At 52.5% G+C, this 19,205-nt stretch carries 14 protein-coding genes; 5 read left to right on the top strand and 9 right to left on the bottom strand.

The features are described from left to right. Positions 1-237: 237 nt before the first annotated feature. The 6 genes from AV059_RS01435 to AV059_RS01410 form a co-directional block, all read right to left on the bottom strand. On the bottom strand, positions 238-738 hold the full coding sequence (locus AV059_RS01435; RefSeq protein ID WP_058992109.1) for a hypothetical protein: 501 nt from the start codon (positions 736-738) through the stop codon (positions 238-240). Between the two features lie 58 nt (positions 739-796). Further along, positions 797-2,302, bottom strand: coding sequence for a lipopolysaccharide biosynthesis protein (locus AV059_RS01430; protein WP_058991653.1), 1,506 nt, complete (start codon positions 2,300-2,302; stop codon positions 797-799). A gap of 238 nt (positions 2,303-2,540) precedes the next feature. After that, a complete protein-coding gene (locus AV059_RS01425) occupies positions 2,541-3,677 on the bottom strand; it encodes a Gfo/Idh/MocA family protein (protein ID WP_058991651.1) in 1,137 nt (378 codons plus the stop codon). 792 nt (positions 3,678-4,469) lie between these two features. After that, on the bottom strand, positions 4,470-5,276 hold the full coding sequence (locus AV059_RS01420) for a glycosyltransferase family 2 protein (RefSeq protein ID WP_058991649.1): 807 nt from the start codon (positions 5,274-5,276) through the stop codon (positions 4,470-4,472). Positions 5,277-5,920: 644 nt separating this feature from the next. Further along, positions 5,921-6,649 carry a UTP--glucose-1-phosphate uridylyltransferase AglF gene (gene aglF, locus AV059_RS01415; protein ID WP_058991647.1) on the bottom strand — a complete coding sequence of 243 codons (729 nt, stop codon included), beginning with the start codon at positions 6,647-6,649 and terminating at the stop codon, positions 5,921-5,923. A gap of 101 nt (positions 6,650-6,750) precedes the next feature. Beyond that, complete coding sequence (locus AV059_RS01410) at positions 6,751-6,951, bottom strand: hypothetical protein (protein ID WP_058991644.1); 201 nt, start codon at positions 6,949-6,951, stop codon at positions 6,751-6,753. Positions 6,952-8,381: 1,430 nt separating this feature from the next. Between AV059_RS01410 and AV059_RS01405 the strand changes: the two genes are divergently transcribed. Then, positions 8,382-9,014 carry an IS6 family transposase gene (locus tag AV059_RS01405; RefSeq protein ID WP_058991642.1) on the top strand — a complete coding sequence of 211 codons (633 nt, stop codon included), beginning with the start codon at positions 8,382-8,384 and terminating at the stop codon, positions 9,012-9,014. 35 nt (positions 9,015-9,049) lie between these two features. Here AV059_RS01405 and AV059_RS01400 read toward each other — a convergent pair whose 3' ends face one another. The 3 genes from AV059_RS01400 to AV059_RS01390 all read right to left on the bottom strand — a co-directional run bounded on the left by AV059_RS01400 (position 9,050) and on the right by AV059_RS01390 (position 13,976). Further along, the gene (locus AV059_RS01400) at positions 9,050-9,592 is read right to left on the bottom strand and encodes a hypothetical protein (protein WP_058991640.1); all 543 of its coding nucleotides are present in this window, start codon (positions 9,590-9,592) and stop codon (positions 9,050-9,052) included. A gap of 885 nt (positions 9,593-10,477) precedes the next feature. Continuing rightward, complete coding sequence (locus AV059_RS01395) at positions 10,478-10,741, bottom strand: HalOD1 output domain-containing protein (RefSeq protein ID WP_058991638.1); 264 nt, start codon at positions 10,739-10,741, stop codon at positions 10,478-10,480. A gap of 70 nt (positions 10,742-10,811) precedes the next feature. Then, on the bottom strand, positions 10,812-13,976 hold the full coding sequence (locus AV059_RS01390) for a GAF domain-containing protein (RefSeq protein ID WP_058991636.1): 3,165 nt from the start codon (positions 13,974-13,976) through the stop codon (positions 10,812-10,814). A 530-nt stretch (positions 13,977-14,506) separates the two neighbouring features. Between AV059_RS01390 and rdfA the strand changes: the two genes are divergently transcribed. The 4 genes from rdfA to nadE all read left to right on the top strand — a co-directional run bounded on the left by rdfA (position 14,507) and on the right by nadE (position 19,188). Further along, positions 14,507-15,154: a rod-determining factor RdfA gene (gene rdfA, locus AV059_RS01385; RefSeq protein ID WP_058991634.1), complete on the top strand. Its 648-nt coding sequence runs from the start codon at positions 14,507-14,509 to the stop codon at positions 15,152-15,154. Next, positions 15,151-16,941, top strand: coding sequence for an archaea-specific SMC-related protein (locus AV059_RS01380; RefSeq protein ID WP_058991632.1), 1,791 nt, complete (start codon positions 15,151-15,153; stop codon positions 16,939-16,941). Before rdfA ends, AV059_RS01380 begins: the two co-directional genes overlap by 4 nt. Positions 16,942-17,101: 160 nt before the next feature. Then, positions 17,102-17,926: a hypothetical protein gene (locus tag AV059_RS01375; RefSeq protein ID WP_058991629.1), complete on the top strand. Its 825-nt coding sequence runs from the start codon at positions 17,102-17,104 to the stop codon at positions 17,924-17,926. A gap of 413 nt (positions 17,927-18,339) precedes the next feature. Further along, positions 18,340-19,188 carry an NAD(+) synthase gene (gene nadE, locus AV059_RS01370; RefSeq protein WP_058991626.1) on the top strand — a complete coding sequence of 283 codons (849 nt, stop codon included), beginning with the start codon at positions 18,340-18,342 and terminating at the stop codon, positions 19,186-19,188. Positions 19,189-19,205 lie beyond the last annotated feature (17 nt).

The raw sequence follows: 19,205 nt of genomic DNA, 5'->3' as shown, positions 1-19,205 counted from the left end.
TTACCAGTAGCATGATATTGACGGATTCTCGTGAGCCAAAACTAGAGAAATCATTTTAGATTCGACTCTCTCGATTGCGATGAATTCACGCGAAAATAAACGTTGCTTTTGATCCGACGTGGCAGTGTCCTTAATCAGAGGTGTCCTCAATCTACGGGAAATATGCGGCCAACGTTCTCCGAAGTATTCCCGGATGAGTTTCTCTGCCGGGTGGTCTAATACTAATCTCGTTATTTCTCATTCTTCGGTCGGGCCTTCGACTCTGACTCGACATCGACGTTGTAGGGACTCCTTTTCGTTTGCCAGACACGACAGCGAGATGATGGTGTCGCCGTTCAGGAGAGACGTCTGAAACGAGATGTGGTCGCCCACTGCGGTCTCGGTATAAAGCGTTCTTGATGTCCGGTACTCCACCGTTCCGGTCCGACTGAACAGTTTGAGACTGCCGCTGTGGTGGTTGACTGTGATGTGGAAACGTATCGAGTCGTACGTTTCCCGCAGCGAAGTCGCAACCTCTGGCGATATCTCTCCTGGTGACTGCCCAAGCTGTCCCTCATGTTCGGATGAAACAGTTGTCCCGTCATCGCCGGTGACGGCGATCTCAGTCGTTTCTCCCTTGGCGATGCCGACGAACCGCTTTTGAACTATCTCACCTTGATTCACGAGCAGCAGCTGATCTAACCACTGCCCGACCTGTAAAAACGGGACGACGCCAGCAAGCACTGTTCGTCGCTTCATCGCGCTGTGCTCCTCTGTTCGCCAGGTCGATTGATTTGGATTGTCTGTCTCATTTTGATCACGCCAACGCATCGAATATTGATTCGAGGTTCTGCTTGACTTCCCAATTGAAACTAAACATGAGAGCCAGGGCCAAGGCCACATAGACTCCAATACCAACGAGAACCAACAGGATAAACTCCAATACCGGCGCATTGAGAGTCACCGTCTGATAGACGTAGGTCACTGCGGCTGCCATCCCAAGACTCGCCACCAGTGGATACGAGACCTCCTTGAGGACTCGAATCGGAGACGCTTCGACAGTCCGGGCAATAAGATAGGTGTCTATCGGCATCATCGGGAAGATGTAGATGCCCGTAATGAGGGCTGCGGTGCCCTCGATCCCATACGTCATCGTGGCTGGGTAGATGAATATCGCAATGAGAGCTACACGTACAGCGGAGAGCTTAGCGATATAGTCAGGCCGCCCGACTGCCTTCCAGACCGGTCCCATCGTCGCACCCATCGAACGCAATAGGCCGTAGATAGCTAGCAACTGCATTACTGGTATCATCGGCTGCCATTCGGGGGTAAAAAACGCCTCGACAAACGCGGGTGCGACTGCCGCGATACCCATTGCTGCCGGGAACGAAGCCAATGTGGTCATCCTGAGTGTCTGGAAGTATCCGGACCGCAGCTTCTCGACGTCGTTTTGTACTTTCGAATACGCCGAAAACGTCACACTGGAGATTGTCTGTGTGATTTCGGTCGCCGGCGCGTTCGAGAGCCGGTAGGCGAGCTGGTAAAACCCCAATGCACTTGCCATGAGCGCCCAGCCGACAAACGCGTCGTCTCCTCTACTGTACAGGAAATACAGGATTGAATTGGCCGTAACCCACTTTCCGAAATTGTAGCGCTTCTTCGCCACATCGATATCGAACGAAGGCCACGGACGGTACCCGTCCGCCAGATACGAGACGAGGAATCGGGCGGCGTCGCCGGCGATGTACCCGATTGCCAGTGCATAGACGGTCGGTTCATACAGAGCTACGCCTACGGTGACGACGAAGTATGCTACCGCGCCGCTAACCCTATACACGAACTCTTTGTGAAAATCTAGACTCTTCTGGAAATAGACGACAGCAGGGTTTCGTAACCCAACGATAAACGGCGAGAGGGCGATGACTCGAAACAGATCGGTCGCCGCAGGTTCGTTGAACAAGGACGCAATAAACGGGGCTCCAAGGAACAGAATAACGGCAATTACAGTCCCTCTGGCTGTTTCGATTGTCCAAGCAGTGTTGAGTTCGTCGTCGACGTTGTCCTCCTCGGCCTGTATCAGAGCGGACTTGATTCCCAACTCGGAGAACTTCTTGAGTGAAGAGAGCGTCAACAGCGCGATCCCCATCAATCCGACTGCACGTGGGGACAACAGTGAGGCAACGATGACTAGCAACAACAGTTCTAGTCCCCGTTCTGTGACGTTCATCACACCGACCCACACGCCACTCTTTACGGTTTGCTCCATCACGTCATCACTGGCCGGGAGCAGCCGCTTTATCAAACGTTTCAGTTTATCTAGCATCGTCGTTCGAACTCTCTGTCGTGTGTGTGACGAGCCACAACACTAGGCCGATCGCTGGACACCAGTGTGTTCTTCCGACTCGGTACTCGATATTGCTGTGCCTGCATAGACTCTCCGTTGCTACATACTTCGGATACCATCTGTTTGTTATGGGCGGGGTAACTGTGATGCAACCGAACTATCAGGGCGTCTCTTGACAGTCTGTCTCAGTGTGCAACTGTTCGGGGCGTACTGGAATTTATTGATTGTCAGCAGTGAGTACTTGGCCGCTTTCGACCATCGACTCCAGCGGGTTGTCGTCGATCTCTAGTGGGAAATCGACTCGCCCGCACCGCCGAGCCGACTCCCAGCACCCGAATATAAGCTCCGTTGCCTGCAGAGCATTGTCAGCTGACAGTTCAGGTTCACGGCCCGTGTCCAGTGCGTCGACGGTGTCCGCTATGGCACGGTCGATATATGTTTCAGGTCTCGCGTTTTCTACAGTGACTCCCGGTATACGAGCGCTGATCTTCTGTTTTGCAGCGTCGAATATTGTTTCGTCGGGACCATGTACGTCCTCTCCACCAGTGTCGACCGTTGTCCAGTTTTTCCCGGTCCGGATCCGTAGCGGAACTTCACCACCTATTTCTATCATTCCGTCTGAGCCCAGCAATCGCATATGACAGTCGACAATGCCACCGTCCCCTGTCGATGCGAGCCCGTTGACACCGTTCGTATACCGCCACTGCGCGATGGCCTGATTCTCGTTGTGGGCCCCAAACTGCACGTTTTCCTCGCTGTATTCGATCCCAGCCATCACCCATTTCGACATTGCTTGGTCAGTGAAGTACCCACAGAGGTCAAACAGGTGCGACCCGTAATCAAATAGATTTTTTCCACCGAGTTCGATTCGCTCTAACGAGCCTATTTTTCCGTTTTCAAGCAGCGACTTGGCTTTCCGGAACGGCTTTCCGAACCGTCGTTGGTGGTTGAACGTAAGTTGGATCCCGGCCCGCTTACAGGCCGATGCCATTTGTTGACAGTCCTCCCATCTCGTTGCCATCGGCTTTTCACAGTGGATCGCGTCCATTACCCCACTCTCAGCACACATCATCACGACAGGTGCGTGGATATGGGGCGGAACGCAGACACTGACAATGTCGGGCTCGACAGCGGTGAGCATCTTCTCGGTGTCCGTGTAGACGTTTCCGTCCGGGAGATCCCATTGTTCTCCGAAATTTTTCGCGTTCTCCGGGACGACATCGGCACAGGCGGTAAGTTCACACGAATCTAACCGCCTGTACGCGCTTGCGTGTCTATATGCCATTGCGAACCCGTCGGTATCCGGGTCGTCCGGATCTGCACCAGTCCCAATGACTGCGACAGTGTAAGTCATCGATGGAAGGTGGAATAGTAGCCTCAATAGTAGTAACCTCGTACCGATTCACTCAGACAGTCCACACTGACTGGCTAGTCTCCCAGTGCTACCGTGACAATATATCTGAAACTCTGATCCCTTCTATCAGAGTGGGTGTACGAAGCCATCTCGTGTCGTTTTAGAACACACACAGTGTATTATATGACTCTTAACTACTGCGATCTTGGCGGATTCCAATCAGGACAGCCAGACCACCAGCTAAGTATCTGTTCACTCGTGAACTGACCACGGTCGTTTTTTCATCAGATATGTGAAGCCAGCTAAACCAGTTAGCGTTTAATTCCGGATGCCCCTATTTGTATAGTAGCTGGGTCCCTGTCCAACTCATATGGTAATCAATGACAGGATATGCTGCAGCATGGCTACCGGTATGGCCTGTTTACTAAAACGGTCTCCGTCGTTGGATTCTTGATAACGATGGATCAAATTTGTCGCCGACAAAGCGCTACGGTCGCGAGGGGGACTATCTCACCGTACTGATGTCTTCAGATGAAGAGACTAGGACCGTGGAGTCGGAGCAGGCGACCCGACGGACCATTCTATCCCTCGTTGCGACTGGACTCTCGTTCGGGGTTGCAGTGCTTTTGAAGCGGGAGATCTTGTATCGTGGGTACGGCGAGGATGGTTATGGTGACCAGGGATTCGGCGAGTAACTAGTACGGAATCTTTCACGACTCACCCTGACGAAAGAGTTGGGCTAGCAGCTGCTAATTTGCCTAAATTCAGAATACCGAAGAGACCCAGAGAAAATCAGTCTGACGGTTTCGCGGATTCGGAGGGTTGATCGATATTCGGTACTTCGCCTCTGTCCTCTTCGTAGTGGGCGTGGTTGAGAAACCCCCGAATACGCCCAGCTGTCTTTGCGACAGTACTGCCCGCTTCTATAACGGTAGCCACTGGCGTTATTCTGACGTAATTCAGCGGGTCAAGTGCCTCACAAAAAATATTCTTGAGTTGATTTGCTCGCGAGACGTTACATTTTGACCAGTAGTACGGACTCTTTGTTTCGAGCTTATACTGTTTCTTCCAGTATTCAGTAATAGACGATGCGTACGGGTGGTCAACGATGAGCTCGGGATCGTACCGAATATCAAACTGGGCCCTGACTCGCCTAGCGAGTTCCTTTTCCTCGTGACCCCACCCCATCTGTTCGTCCCATCCACCGACCGCCTTGAACACGTCCCTGTGAACGCCCATGTTACACCCCCAGAAGTGGTCGACGTAGCAAGGATCGTCCCCCCAGTCGTAATGAGTGGTGAAATGGCGAGCGAACACATCATCGACTGGGTGGATGGTTCGACCGGCGTATGCCGCCTCTGTTTCGAGGAGTTCATCGGCTTTTTGAAGATATCTTGGGCGAGGTCGGGAATCATCATCGAGAAATACGATTTTGTCCGTTGAAGCCTGTCTGATCCCCTCATTCCGTGCTCTAGTCACAGGACTTTCATCACACACGATAACCTCAAAGTCGTCGAACGCGTGCTCTTTGAGGCACTGTATTGCTTCAATCTCGTCCCGTGGTTTCAATGTCGCGATAACAACGCTGACCGATACCATGTAATCTTCTACGAAGTAGAACTCTCTTTCAAGACATTAGTATAGGTGTCCTGTCATTAGTAGGCAACGCATTCACGTGTCCTACCTTGGCATGGTGGCAATGACTGCCTGGACCCACGATACAACTCCATAGATAAACACCACAAACCCACCCATGGAAACCCAGCGTAGTCGTTTGTGATTTTTTGGGCGGACACCGTCTGGATTACTGAGTTCGACCGCAAACAGAAAGCCTGCGTAGCTGAGCAGGTAATACAATAACGGGTTCCAACGGCCGATAAATATCATCCCTCCTAACGTCACCGATAGCCAGACGACGAAGACTCCCACAAACTGTCGAACCCATCCAGCGCACATAGCCAATCAATACATGGCTTCCTGTTTTGTTATGCTACTACTAGCGCGTACTATTGGAAGGCGGTTTGGGCCTGCTTACAGCGGCTGCCACCGTGTGGTAACTGTCGGCGCACAATATCTGCCATAGAAAACTGACAATGGGATAGACAGTACTTCGAAGCCAATGAAGTAACTGGCGTTGGGATCCGCCATCAACTCACGGTACATTATATCGCAAACTGATCGGAATTCCCAGTGCCACATTGCCGTGATCCTAGTCGACAGATCTTTTGAGTGAACCTTCGCTGTCAGGTTAGTGTAGCCGCTTCTTCTGAAAGGCGCTGTTCTGCAGTCTCCCTGTCTTCAGGATACCCAACGTCGATACGCCACCCGTTGAGACGAACAGCGTCGATTGTTCTTCCGCTGTCCATCAATAAATCAATGGCATCGCTAAGTTCGTACTCGCCACGCTCAGAGGGCTGAACCAGACTACATGCTTTGAATATTGCTGGCGAAAACGTGTAAAAGCCGGTCATGACTAGGTTTGACGGAGGATCGTCCGGCTTCTCGACTACATCGGTTATTTCTCCATATTTATTTGTCACGCAAACGCCATATCTGGACGCTTCGTCTTCCGGAACCTCCTCTACCAGAAACGCGCAGTCGACGCGCTGTTCTTGTTGTCGTTGTACGACTGTGTCGAGATTCCCTCGAAACACATTGTCTCCCAGCATCAACATAAAACCGTCCTCGATTTCCGGTTCGGCCTGTAACAAGGCGTGGGCTAGCCCAGCAGGCTCCTCCTGATGGACGTACGTTATCGGGACGCCGTCATACGAGTTTCCGTAATAGTCGATAATCTGCTCTTTTCGGTACCCGACGACGATAACAAACTCGTCTGCATCAAGTGAAACGAGTTCGTCGAGACAGTGGGTCAGAAGTGGTTTTTCATCTACCTCCACTAACGCTTTCGGAAGATTATCAGTCAGCGGCTGAAGTCGTGTGCCCTTTCCGGCCGCGAGAACTACTGCTTTCATCACTCACACGCTTTCCCAGATACATCATTGTAATGCTGCTACTAATCAGAACCTGTCATCGGTGAGTAAACACCATTGTTTCCGCTGGTAACGTTATTCAGCTATCGGCGTAGATCTCGAAGTGAATCCGAGTGAATAACAATGAACTCTTCTTCACCGAGTTGTGACTCATGCTCCGGCAAAAATATCAACTGTGAATCAGTCGAGGATTTGACAACGGTTAGTTCTTCCATCTCGTAGCCTAGGTCCGATTCCCAGTCTGGATCTGTTGGTACCTCTTCCCACTCCTCTGAGGACATCATTCAGCCGCCACTCCATTCAAACATCTCGGTCTTGACAAACTCAACCGCTTGTGTGTGAACCGCACATTCTGACCCTGGACCCATAGCCCTGCTCTTAGATTAAGATAATCTTTAAACTGCCTCTCTATCGCGCTTACATCGAGCATATCTCGGAAAGGTGTAATTACCATATTAAAGATTGCGTCCTTATACGAGCTATCTACACACCATTTGCATCCTACTTACTTACCAATCTATCCTACCCTCTCCCACCCAACAATACGGTGAAAACAGACCGATCTCCGGTAGTAGGATGAAATTACTCCGACATTCGATAGAACTACACCGGGCCATGTCACTGTTTTGTAGTGTAGTACGGGGGAGCAAATGAACTGGGTACGGCACAGGATTTACTATCGGATCAAGTTCAGTCGGAGCTCTTTGAATGTCACCGTATCAGTATCCTCCTGTATCTGAAACCCATGTTATCTGTGTTACTCTCTTTTAGCCGTGGTCGTTACGCTCGAAGCTCTAAATCGAAAATGCACCTCTCAAATGGCGTCACCACGTACTTCAACCGCATTCAATAGTTGAGTAAAAGGCTCAGCTACAGCTGTTCCCACGTACCTTTGGAGTGGTAAGCTCCGCTATGCCGGAATAACACGACTATAACAATACAACCCTGTACATAAGATACTGGTGGAGAGGGCAGTTACCCGACACCCACAACACCGGCCCAATCCTTACCACCCCCCTCAGGGACGCTCGTGCCCTGTATAGTCGCTGTCGACTCGGATCGCTCTCTCCACTTTCACAGTGAGCTGGAACGGCTTCGGTCACACCGTCCTTTCCGGCTCACTCCGGCCTTGACTTTTTAGCTATGACCCGGACTCTAATCTTTTGCTAAGGCTTCGTCGATCCTCCCGGCTAATTGTGGATACAGTAGACGTCCTTCACTTGAAAATAGGTCATCAGAATGCCATTGGTAGCCGGTAGACACAGCGCAACTGCATACCAGAATTCGTGACCGAGAAACGAATGCTATGATTGCATTCAGAATCCTCTATACTCACTCCTGTAGCCGATATCTGGGTGAGGACTTCTGATAGTCGCAGCACCCGGAGGGCTTTTACAACAAAATTCAAAAAGCTCAACACTAGTATCCTCGGATATCGACAACTGGAAAGCGTCTATAAGTAGTCGACTACCTCAAATATGAACTCAATTACTAAACTATAACAGTTACACGTAGCGGTGTATGCCGGAACATATCTCCGACAGCGAAATGGAACGGATTTCGGAATTCGCGAGCACTCCGATGTACAAACGGTCGCCCGATCAGTTACTGCCGGACGGTGCGGCTGACAACGAAGAATAAAGTACCCTGGGGGGTATTCTCGGTCGTGTTTAGTTAAGCGTGAAAAGTGAGGCGGACAGATTTCTTGGTGCCTATGCCAGAAATCAGCCGCCTCAGCGGACATAGAGACTGGATTGATTTGGATTTTGTAGAGCGTGAGCGGACACCCGAACCAGCGATGGCGCTAGGTATTCAATCGCACGTTGCGGGGTTGTCGCTACCGAATACCGTCAAATCACTCGAAGATCTGGGTGTCCAGCATAGTCGCAAAGCCATCAATGATTGGGTGCAGAAAGCCGATCTACAGCCCGAATTAGGGAAATCTCCGAATCAGATTGCGCTTGACGAAACAGTGATTCGCATCAACGATCAGCAATTCTGGCTGTACGCCGCCGATCCACAATCGAACGAACTGCTTCACGTCCGGCTGTTTGCGACGACTACGACCACCCTCACAGAAATTTCCCTGCGCGAACTTCGGCAAAAACACAATGTCGAAACTGCTGTCTTTCTGGTTGATGGCGCTCAACACCTCCAAACCGCACTTCAACGAGCTGGACTCCGATTTCGGATGTGTCGCCACAGAAATCGGAACGCTATCGAATGGATTTTTCGAGAACTGAAGCGTCGAACCTCGTCGTTTTCAAACTGCTTCAGCCACGTCGAACCGGAAACAGCCGAAAATTGGCTCCAGAGTTTCGCTCGCTGGCACAATGCTCCAAACTAAACACTACCGTATTCTCAGTCAATACATAATTCAGCTCACGGCTTGCCGATATCGAAGGTCTTGTCATTTTTCCCTCGCCGCTTGGAGACTGCGTGAGCAATAGATAGTACGAGAAATGAGCTAATGACGACTAGTCCGATAACTAACGGGCTGATCGCACTGAGCGGCGGCACACCGACAATTGCTGCTAGGAGTAAAATGGCGTTCAACAGGGCTACGGCCCCATAGTACTGATACCATTTAGAATCCCCATCACTATTGCTGATGAATGGTTCAACCTCCGGAGCATCCTCTCGAAGAGCTATCTCACCCGTATCGGCGTCGTACGTTATTAGCCCTGCCTCTTGAAGCTTCGGAGCATGGGTCTGATACAGCGAGACGTACACCCGCTTTCGCGCCTGCGAGGAGAGTTCTTCGACGGTTGTGTCGTTCTCCCACGCAGCCAACTCCTCAGCTAAGTCGGTAAGCTGGACCGGCTCCTTTTGCTGGCGTAGATAGTAAAGCGTATATCGACGCCTCGAACTGCTGAGGATGTCGAACATTTGGTCGCGTGAGAGCTCTGGTTCTTCCTCTACCATCGGTTCGCTCATGACCTCGATTGCTGCATTGGTTTGTGTTCAGGCCGCGAGAGCCACATATATACACGAAACCCGGGGTACCGTTTTGTTACACCCCCGTTACCTTCTAATTCCTGAGTAAGAAATAGCTACTTGTATCGCACACCGTACTCCTGTTCTTCACCGATTGACCACAGTCTGTATATAACCCTTCAGTTGCTGACATCAGGAACTATTTGGCGTACTACATGACTCAATCACAACGACCTGCAATACACAAAAATAAATCTGCAAGTGAAAGCGCAGTACAGTGTGTTATTGTTCGTCTCGGTACAAGCCTCTGTTTTATTACTGCGAAACTCCGAACCTTTTCGTATTAGTACAGTTCCATATGTTAGTACTACGCTATCGAATTCCAATTAGGGTGGATAGAAACTACATAGTATCCTATTAATAATACATCGTGATTCTGCGGTACTACCTCTGCTCCTCGATTCACCAGGTCACTGACAAGCGACTTAGTGATGATGGTCTGGAACCACATCTGCAGTCGTGATCATAATCCCGCGAATAGTCTGAACTAATCTGTGTGAGATCCGGTCCTTATTATGATTCCGCTAACGGGACACGATTGCCAGAATTCTACCGGACCAGTAGTAGATAGACAAAAGAATCCTCTGTGGCTGATCTCCACGCTGACATATCTGAATTATTTTCATCCGTAGCAGAAAATATCGTCAACTGGTCGGGTTGTGAGCATGACCGTCCAATGATCGCTCTACAAATTCGCTCATCCGAATCTACGGCTTCGGTATTGCTCTCCCGCATCTTCTCCGCGGTATGCTCTCTTACCGGAGGCTTCTCGTTATCCGCTCACTTAAGAACTTATAGGAAGGCTCTAGCCGGTTACGTTGGCGTGATCTCGATGGTCTCGCTGTCTCGAATCCGAACGGTGTACCCACTGTATGTGAAACTAATCTGAATATCGTCGTTGGTCTGCCCTGCGACAAGCGTATCAAGGGCATCCGGGTCGATTCGGTTGTACAACGGTGGGAGACTGGTTTCCGTTACGGATTCTTTAGCTGCTATAGCGGTCACAATCGCTTCACTCGGTGATTCGTACTGGTTTGCCCAAAAGACAGTTTCTGTCTCGTTCCACTCCAGACTCATTGTTTCTTGTATGAACACACTCCCGTATCAGCATATACTCTATCAGACTAGCAAACTCAGACGACAAGCGCTATCTATCTAGATGCTGGGTCGTTCCCCCTTCGCTAAACAACTGTTCTAGGAGCTTCCGGATAGCTACCCGAAGGTGGTGGCTGAACGTCGGCTGTGAAATATCAAGTGTATCGGCGATCTCTTGACCAGTCTTGTCACGGGGAGATTGATAGAATCCGCTATAAAAGGCTGCAAGCAGGACCTCGAATTGGCGGGGGGTTAGCTGTGCTGTCAATTCTGAGTGGAATGACTCACGAGTTTGGACACCACGTTCCCGCTTGTGGCGGCCCACGAGTTCGATGTCCGGACATGAACGCCGTAATTCAGCTATGAGTTGGCGAATGTCGACCGTCTGTGGGACCTCGAGCTGAATCTCCAGAGTCTCACCGTCAGATTGGATTAATTGCGGGGCTCCTCCTTGTTCGGCGACTGTCAGTGCGAGTTGTGTACCCGATACTGTTGCTTCGAACAAGCTCGTGTCTTCTGTGTCAGTTAGACACTCTAATCGCTCAATTCGGGGGAGAGTGTCCAAACACGCCTGTAGGTCATCTGGTGGAGCGTCAGTGCTGAAAAACACGATACAGCTGGTATCTCCCTGTGGGACGATACCCTCGAATGTGATTTCTGTATCGACGACGCCCGCGATTCGATGAATGATATCGTCGGATTCCGTTGCTTCTAGCTGGAGTTCGACAGCCCGATCCGCGACGAGCCCCTGCTTTGTCTCAATGCTGTTGATGGCGTACCCGACCGTTTCACTTACCTCTTCGAGTACTGACTGAGTTGGCAGATCGAAAACGTCCGGCGTTTTCGCGTACACAGTCAGGATGCCGTAGGAGAGTTGCTGATAGCTAAGTGGAATGCTGACGACTGACTGGAACCCCCGTTCCAGTAGCCGCCGTTGCCACCCTTTCCCCCTGAGCCCGTCCGCGATGTTGTTGTTCAGCGTCTGTTCGTTAGTCCGGGCTGTCTGGACTGCTGGTGGAGGCGGTGTCTCATTGGAGGGCGTTCGGGATTCTTCCAGAAAGCCACGGTCGGTTCCTGCCCACGTCCGTGGCGTGACTCGGTCGGTATCGGATTCGTATTCCCCGATCCACGCAAACGAACAGATGTCGGACGCGACCAACTGGTCACACACTGCTTGCTCTATTTCTGACCGACTGTCTGCCCTGAGCACTCGCTCGTGAATTTTCTGACTCAGCTCTGTCAACCGATTCATCTGCTCGAGCTGCACCGTCTGTTGCTCTAGGTCGCGCTGCCTATCTTCGAGTTCCGTCTCGTAGTTCAGCCTATCGAACGCCGTTCGAATAGTCGCCCCGAGGAGTTCGGTAATTCGACGAGTCTGGGTATCGAACTCGCCGCCGATAGTGTCGCCCGCTCGAAGCACTCCATGGTCGCCCAGCGGGACAAACACGGCCTTTCCGTCAGTCATCGCGTCCTCGCCTGCTTTCGAGGCCGAGTTTCCGTCGCAAACGATAGTTTCCTCGGTGAAAAAGGCCGAACTCACGAAGCTATCACCGTCCGCTGGGATAGCTTGTTGCTCCTCGGTCTCCGTGGCCGAAAGCGGGCGAAAGGTGTTTGTATCGCTGTCGAACGCGTACAGCACGACCTCAGGAAGACCGATGACATCACGGGTCCGCGAGACGACAATTTGTGCGGCTTCCTCCTCTGAAGTCACGCCCAAGAGATCTGTCGCCGTTTCGTACAACTGTGTAAAACCCATCTCAGCCCGCTGTGTCTGTAGTTCGTTCCCGATCCACTTGCTCAGAAGGTCTACGAGTGTCACGTCCCAGTCTGAGAACTCTGACCCGCTCGTCCCGGACCCATAGAAACAGAGCGTCCCGTATATGCTACCGCCCACAGTGAGTGGCGTTCCGAGATACTGATTGACTTCGTCATCCCATATGTGGTCTCGGTCAGCTTCGCCGCATTCGGCATCGACGTCTGTCATCACGACCGTCTCCTCGTTCGCGATAGCTTTCGCACAGGGGGTTTCCGACAACGGAATAGTTCCGCCTGAAAAAATCGTTTCGTCAGGTGTCTGGAGCACTTCGAAATCGTATTCCATCCCGTTGACGTGAGAGAGTGTCGCGTACTCGGTTCCAAGCACGCTGCGACCGACTTGCATGAGATCCGCTATCTGCTCCTGTAGCGCTCCGTCCCGCGCTGTGAACACTTCGGTAATTGTTCGCAGGACCTCTTCCCGCATTTCTAGTTCGGCACGCGTTGCTGTTGAATGAAGGCCATCGGCGACAATTTCCGCAAGCTCTGTCAGCACTGTCTGCTCCGCCTCGTCAAACGCGAAAGGCGTGTCCGCGTATATCGAAATCACGCTCTGTACTGATCCTGTGTACTGGATCGGGAGAACGATCATCGACCGGAACCCGTACTCCGATACGAGCTCGTGCCACGGCTGGACAGACGATTCAGTCCGGATATCTGACGCTACTTGATGTTCGCCGGTTTCGATCGCATGGCCGAACGGCCCGTCATCGAAAACTGAGCGGCCATAGCGGGAGAGCATCGCTTCGACGTATTCGAGTGCGTCGCCACCGCCCGCCGTGGGGACGATATCACCCGCCTCGTTTTTTTCGCCGATCCAGGCGAACTGGTAGGCATCCGAACGTGTCAGAATCTCACAGACAGCCGCTTTGATCTCCTCGGCTGTTGACGCCCTCAACACTTGGCGATTTATTTCCCTGAATAGTGAATTGATTCGCGATAGTCGCGCTGTTTCTCGGCGGAACCGGTGTGATTCCACCGCGTTCTCTATCCTGTTTGTGAGCACCGCGTACTGCTCTGGCCCGCCGCCCTTGACGAAGTAATCGGTGACGCCCGCTGAAACCGCTTCGCTGGCGAGTTTTTCGCTCCCCTGGCCTGTCAACAGGATAAATGGGAGGTCACCGTTAGACTGTCGAACCGTTTCTACGAATTCAATCCCGTCAGTTTCGGGCATCTCGTAGTCACTGACGATACAGTCGATCGACTCGGAATCGAAGTAGCTGAGCGCATCCTCGACGCTTGCGGCCTCGATGACATCGATACGGTCGTTCTCGTGTTCGAGCAGTTCCGCTGTCGTCCGCCGGAACTCTCCGTAGTCATCGACTAACAGCACCTTGATTTTCGAGGCTGCCGTTCCACTATCCGTTGGTGCCGGTCCAGTCTCACCGGCCAACTTCCGCATACTACACTACTTACGCAACAGTCCGTATAAACGTTTGACTTGGTCCCAACGCTGCATAGTTCTACGTCTGTTAGCAGTAACCGCTTCTCGCGAGGAATTCGGTCTACTCTCCAAATTAGTAGGTAGCTCATATTTTAGAATGTATATGGATACTGCACTCTCCGCACTAGTGTTTTCCCTATTTTATCGGAATATGACATACCTCGAAACTTTGTGTGTTTTGAAATACACTTTCTCTTGGACTATTTTACGGACGTGGTGCGTTCTGAAGCGACCACTGTCGGGGGATTGACTGACGACTCGAATTTAGTTCTGTGTGTGATTATCGTATAATAGTGTGTCCGAAATATCAGACAAAAATTATTATTCCCTAAATTACGAAACTATGATAATATTGTTCTTTTACAAACACACCCTGTTAGTCCATTTCGAAAGTACACGCTTAGGGTGTGTATTATACAGGACAAACCTACACTATGCGTACACCGGCCGTCAAAAACTATTACTGAGCAGGCCGAAAAAACCGGATAATGGCTGCTGACTCCGGTTGCAAAGTAGACGCGGTTATCGACAAGTACGGGTTGGCATTGGCAGACCCAGTCTATGACTCCCTTGACGACGGCCTGCTCGCACGCTGGACGGGCGCTGATGACCGAACCGAAATGGGGTATCGGTCGCTGACAGCGTGGTTCAACAAACGGCTGCTTAAACAGGTCTATACTGAACACGGGCGTGAAACCCTTGATACGCGTGTAGACAGCGACTACGAGACGTTACGAGGCGATGACGACTTGCGACGGGACGAACTCATCGAGCGACTGCAAGCTACGGGTATCCCGGGAGCATCGCTTCACGACGATATGGTGTCGTGGGGAACGATGCGAACGCACCTCAACGACTGTTTGGACGGTGAAAAAGAGTCCAGGAAGGCGACAACTAACTGGGAGCAAGAGAGCGTGGCAACGGCCAAAACGGTCGTCGAACGAAAGGCCGAAACGGCACTGTCCTCGCTCGCGAAGAAGGGTGATATCGACGGCGGTGACACCGCGGAGATTGAGGCCCAGATACAACTTGGATGTCCAGACTGTCCGACCCGTGTTCCGTTCGATGTTGCACTCGAACGTGGGTACGTCTGCAAGCAACACCGGAGTGCGGATCTGTCAACACACAACTCATGACCTGGAACATCGAAATCGAACGAATCGCGGGTATACTTGACGGGTCGGCGACGGTAGAGCCGGGATTGAACGTCGTCCGTGGTTCGAACTGGCAGGGGAAATCGAGCTTTATCGAATCAATCAAAACGGCCCTTGGCACCTCCACAGAATTGACCGAAGGGGCAGAAAGCGGGACAGTACATCTAGAAACACCGACAGGCGTCTACGACGTGACGCTTACCCGAGAGAACGGTACCGTGGTCCGGCACGGCGAGCCGTACCTCAGCGACGAGTACGACGTAATCCGTGCTGAACTGTTCGCGTGCTTGGACGAGCGTAACGAAGTCCGTCGCGCTGTCCGGACAGGTGAAAACCTCGAGGACGTGCTGTTGCGGCCGCTCGACTTCCAGAACATCGACTCACAGATCGAGACATTACAGCGGGAGCGCGAACAGATCGAAACGGAACTCACGCAGGCGCGTGAGGCGAAAAAGCGGATCCCCAGCGTGCAAGAGAAAGTGACACGGCTGGAAAACGAGATCGAAGACCTGCGGGCCAAACGCGAGACGTTCGACAGTGAGGCAGGAAGCGACGACAGTTCGGAGTCGGTTCGCCGTCAACTCAGCCAAGCACGGACTGAACAGAACCAGGAGAAAAACCGCGTCGAACGACTTGAGCAAAGTATCGAGCGGACGGAACAGCGTCTCTCGGAACGTCAGGACGCTCTCGATGCTCTCGAAATTCCGGAGTACGATGCTGTTGAAGACAAACTCTCTGAGGCACGGGAGAGACTCTCACAAGTAGAGCGAGACGCCGAAGTACTGCAGTCCGTCTACTCCGCCACCGAGATGGTACTCAGCGAGGACCGGATTGACCTGCTTACCGAGGTGAAGCGCGATATCGACGAGGACACTGTCACCTGCTGGACCTGCGGCAGTGAGACCACACGAGCAGATTTGGCCGACCAACTGGACGCACTCGGCAGCGAACTCACGGCGCTTCGGGCCCAGAAGGAGACCTACCGAGATACTGTCGAGGAACTGGAAACACAGCGCGAGGAGATCAGCCAGGCCCGCCGTCGAAAGGCCGACCTAGAGGAAGACATCGCTGAGCTAGAGGCGACGTTGGCCGACCGGAAACAGAGCTTCGACGCAGCCAGAAACAGGCTCGAACAGGCCCAGGCGGACGTGGAGCAACTTTCCGATCACGTTGATGCGGCCGTGGCGGAGCTTTCGGACGTCGAAAGTGAGATCAAATATCGCGAGGCCGAACTCGAAGACACCGCCGACGAACTGGCGCAACTCGAAACAAGAGCGGCCCGCGTCGACACGCTCGAAACCGACCTCGAATCCGTCCGTGACGACCTCGCGGAACTTCGAAACCGGAAAGACCGAACCAAGCGTGAGGCACGGAAAGCGTTCGACACCGCGATGAAGGATATACTCTCACGATTCGGGACAGGGTTCGAAACGGCTCGACTCACCGCTGACTTCGATATTGTGGTCGCCCGCGACGGCCAGGAAGCGAGCTTAGATGCCCTCAGCGAGGGTGAACTCGAACTCATCGGCTTTGTAGCAGCGCTGGCCGGTCGGCAATCGTTCGATGTCGGCGACGCTGTGCCACTTCTGCTCGTCGATGGCCTTGGCGGCCTTGACGACGACAATCTCCACACCCTTATTGAGTACTTGCAGCAGGGAACAGAGTATCTGGTGTTTACTGCGTACCCGGAATACACAGCCTTCGACGGACGCGAGATCGACCCGACCCAGTGGACCGTTGCGAACGAGAAACAGGCCTCGGCCGACTGACACCCCATCAAACCGGAGTGTCGCCCATTACTGACACCGATACCCTTGCTTGACTGCATACCTCTGTCGTCGAAGAATGGAACATATTCTCTAAGAGTATTTTCAATTTTAGGATAATCATACAAAAATACTATTAGTAGTAGGGCTGTTCTACAATCAGATGGCGACCATTCGGGTAAAAGATTGGACGAAAGATAAATTGCGGAAAATACGAAACGCGGAGTCACACTCGTCATACGATTCGGTCATCAAAACACTGCTCAAAGACCGCAAACTCGCGAAGTACACCGACGACGCCTCCAGTACAGCGACAAGCGAGCTCGGACAGCCACAGGATGCCGACATCGACAAGCCGTTCGACGATCTGACTGTGCTGGCGGAACTAACTGGGAGCCACGACGACGTGTTGTTCCTGTGGTGTCCGAACTGTGGGAACGAACTCGTCCATCTCACGGTCGAGCAACCGCTTGGCCTCTCCGTGTTTGAGATGGAGTGTCAGCGATGTCTTACCCATCTCGACAGTCACGCCATCGTCGCTATTGAACTGCGGTATCCCATCGAACAGAAGATGATCGAGGGACAGCTCCAGGCGGATCTCAAAGCCTGCGTGATAGACTACTGGGATCGAACACTGGAGGCGGCAGCTACTGAGTCGGTCGAAACAGAACCTTCTGCCGCCCGTCTCGTGTGGCAGTTCGACCAGTACCACAAGCAGTTTGACTGGGACTGGCCGACTGATGTCCCGACTGTCAGCTTCGTCCCCGGCGTCACGTATCGTAACACCGTGACTGACGAGCGAATCGAAGCTGTCGAAGCTGTCTCAGAGAACCGGAATACGATGGATTCCTACAAAATCAGACGTGACACAGCAGACGGCGATGTCATCTCGGATCGGCTAGACAACAGTACGATCGTCGACTGGATTGTCAACCGTGAACTGGTCGTCACTGAGCAGTCCATGGAAACCACCAAACCGGCGACATAAGGGAGCCTGATGTCCCGTGCTGTATTCTATGACTGGTGCATGTTGCGTCCCTCTTAGAACGTGGTTTACTGGATGCCGGGCTGAATTGTTGGGGTGTATTTTCGCCTCGAAGTGCCCCTTCCACCTCCGTCCTAAATCTAATGAGTGTACAATCTTCTGAGTATTATTGTATGCTCTGTCGGTTATGGACCGTATATTATTTTGGTTTGATTTATAGAGTCGCCTATAATGTGAGATGGCTCGGGATAATATATAAGGTGTATTGAGGCTACTGAAGACACCCATGACGTTTGTCGACAACAGTTATACGATATAAGTGACCTACTTTCTAATATGATTAGGTTGGTTGGATGCACGCGCTTCGCTAGTTGCATCTCCGAGTATGTCCAGAGTTGCAAGCGGGGGAGTGGCCTGTGAGTAAAGCGACGCACCCTCACACGCTCAAACTCCCGCGTGAGGAACACGGATTGGCGACGTCGACGGCAGCGACCAGACGGATACAGGGACTCCTTCCGGTGTTTCTGGAGAACAAGATCACGGAGGCGGAGGCTAACGGACTGGTCGTTCCGCTCGACGGCAGCATCGAATCGACAGTTGCGGCGGCGCTGGCTGTCGACGGCATCGGGGCCGACTACGTGACTGGATTGGTGATGCCAGTACAGCTAAGCGACGAGGGGCCTGCGCGGACGGCTGAAACCGTTGCATCGCTACTTGACATCGACTGCCACCGGCTCAATCTGCAGCCAGTGCTGACGGCGTTCCAGCGAGTCGTCGGTGAGACCGGTGGACCGACCGACGACCTCGTGGCGATGCAAAACGCCGGCGAACGCTTCCGGATGGCGTGTAAGTACTACGTCGCAAACACCAGGAACGAACTCGTCGTCGGGACCGTTTCCCGGACTGATCGACTGCTGGGCTCCGTTGCGAAACACGGCGAGAACGGCGTTGACCTGTCGCTGTTTGGCGACCTCTATAGAACTGAGGTCGAGGCTCTAGCTGATGCACTTGCGGTTCCATCGGACCTCCTCGACCAGTCCCCACATCCGATGGAGCACACTGGTGCAACTGATGCGGCGGAACTGGGTATCGACCAGCGAGACCTCGACAGCGTCCTCCACTTCGCGATTGATAGAGGCTGTTCCGCGTCGGCGGTGGCTGACAAGGTCGGCGTTAGCGAATCTGTCGTTGAGCGTACGATTCAGTGGTGTGCCAGCACGCGGCACAAGCGACACACGCCACCAAAGCCATCGATGGATAACTGACACTGTCGGCTGTTCGT

It is taken from the genome of Haloarcula sp. CBA1127 (assembly GCF_001485575.1).
GTDB lineage: Archaea > Halobacteriota > Halobacteria > Halobacteriales > Haloarculaceae > Haloarcula.
Note: the sequence above shows the minus strand (reverse complement) of the source record. Positions and strands in the feature narration are given on the sequence as shown.

Coding starts and splice junctions, on each gene's coding strand:
- AV059_RS01435 (WP_058992109.1), bottom strand. CDS start 738: ATGAAGCGACGAACAGTGCTTGCTGGCGTCGTCCCGTTTTTACAGGTC.
- AV059_RS01410 (WP_058991644.1), bottom strand. CDS start 6,951: ATGATGTCCTCAGAGGAGTGGGAAGAGGTACCAACAGATCCAGACTGG.
- AV059_RS01375 (WP_058991629.1), top strand. CDS start 17,102: ATGGCGACCATTCGGGTAAAAGATTGGACGAAAGATAAATTGCGGAAA.
- rdfA (WP_058991634.1), top strand. CDS start 14,507: ATGGCTGCTGACTCCGGTTGCAAAGTAGACGCGGTTATCGACAAGTAC.
- aglF (WP_058991647.1), bottom strand. CDS start 6,649: ATGAAAGCAGTAGTTCTCGCGGCCGGAAAGGGCACACGACTTCAGCCG.
- AV059_RS01425 (WP_058991651.1), bottom strand. CDS start 3,677: ATGACTTACACTGTCGCAGTCATTGGGACTGGTGCAGATCCGGACGAC.
- AV059_RS01420 (WP_058991649.1), bottom strand. CDS start 5,276: ATGGTATCGGTCAGCGTTGTTATCGCGACATTGAAACCACGGGACGAG.
- AV059_RS01400 (WP_058991640.1), bottom strand. CDS start 9,592: ATGGTAGAGGAAGAACCAGAGCTCTCACGCGACCAAATGTTCGACATC.
- AV059_RS01380 (WP_058991632.1), top strand. CDS start 15,151: ATGACCTGGAACATCGAAATCGAACGAATCGCGGGTATACTTGACGGG.
- AV059_RS01395 (WP_058991638.1), bottom strand. CDS start 10,741: ATGAGTCTGGAGTGGAACGAGACAGAAACTGTCTTTTGGGCAAACCAG.
- AV059_RS01430 (WP_058991653.1), bottom strand. CDS start 2,302: ATGCTAGATAAACTGAAACGTTTGATAAAGCGGCTGCTCCCGGCCAGT.
- AV059_RS01405 (WP_058991642.1), top strand. CDS start 8,382: ATGCCAGAAATCAGCCGCCTCAGCGGACATAGAGACTGGATTGATTTG.
- AV059_RS01390 (WP_058991636.1), bottom strand. CDS start 13,976: ATGCGGAAGTTGGCCGGTGAGACTGGACCGGCACCAACGGATAGTGGA.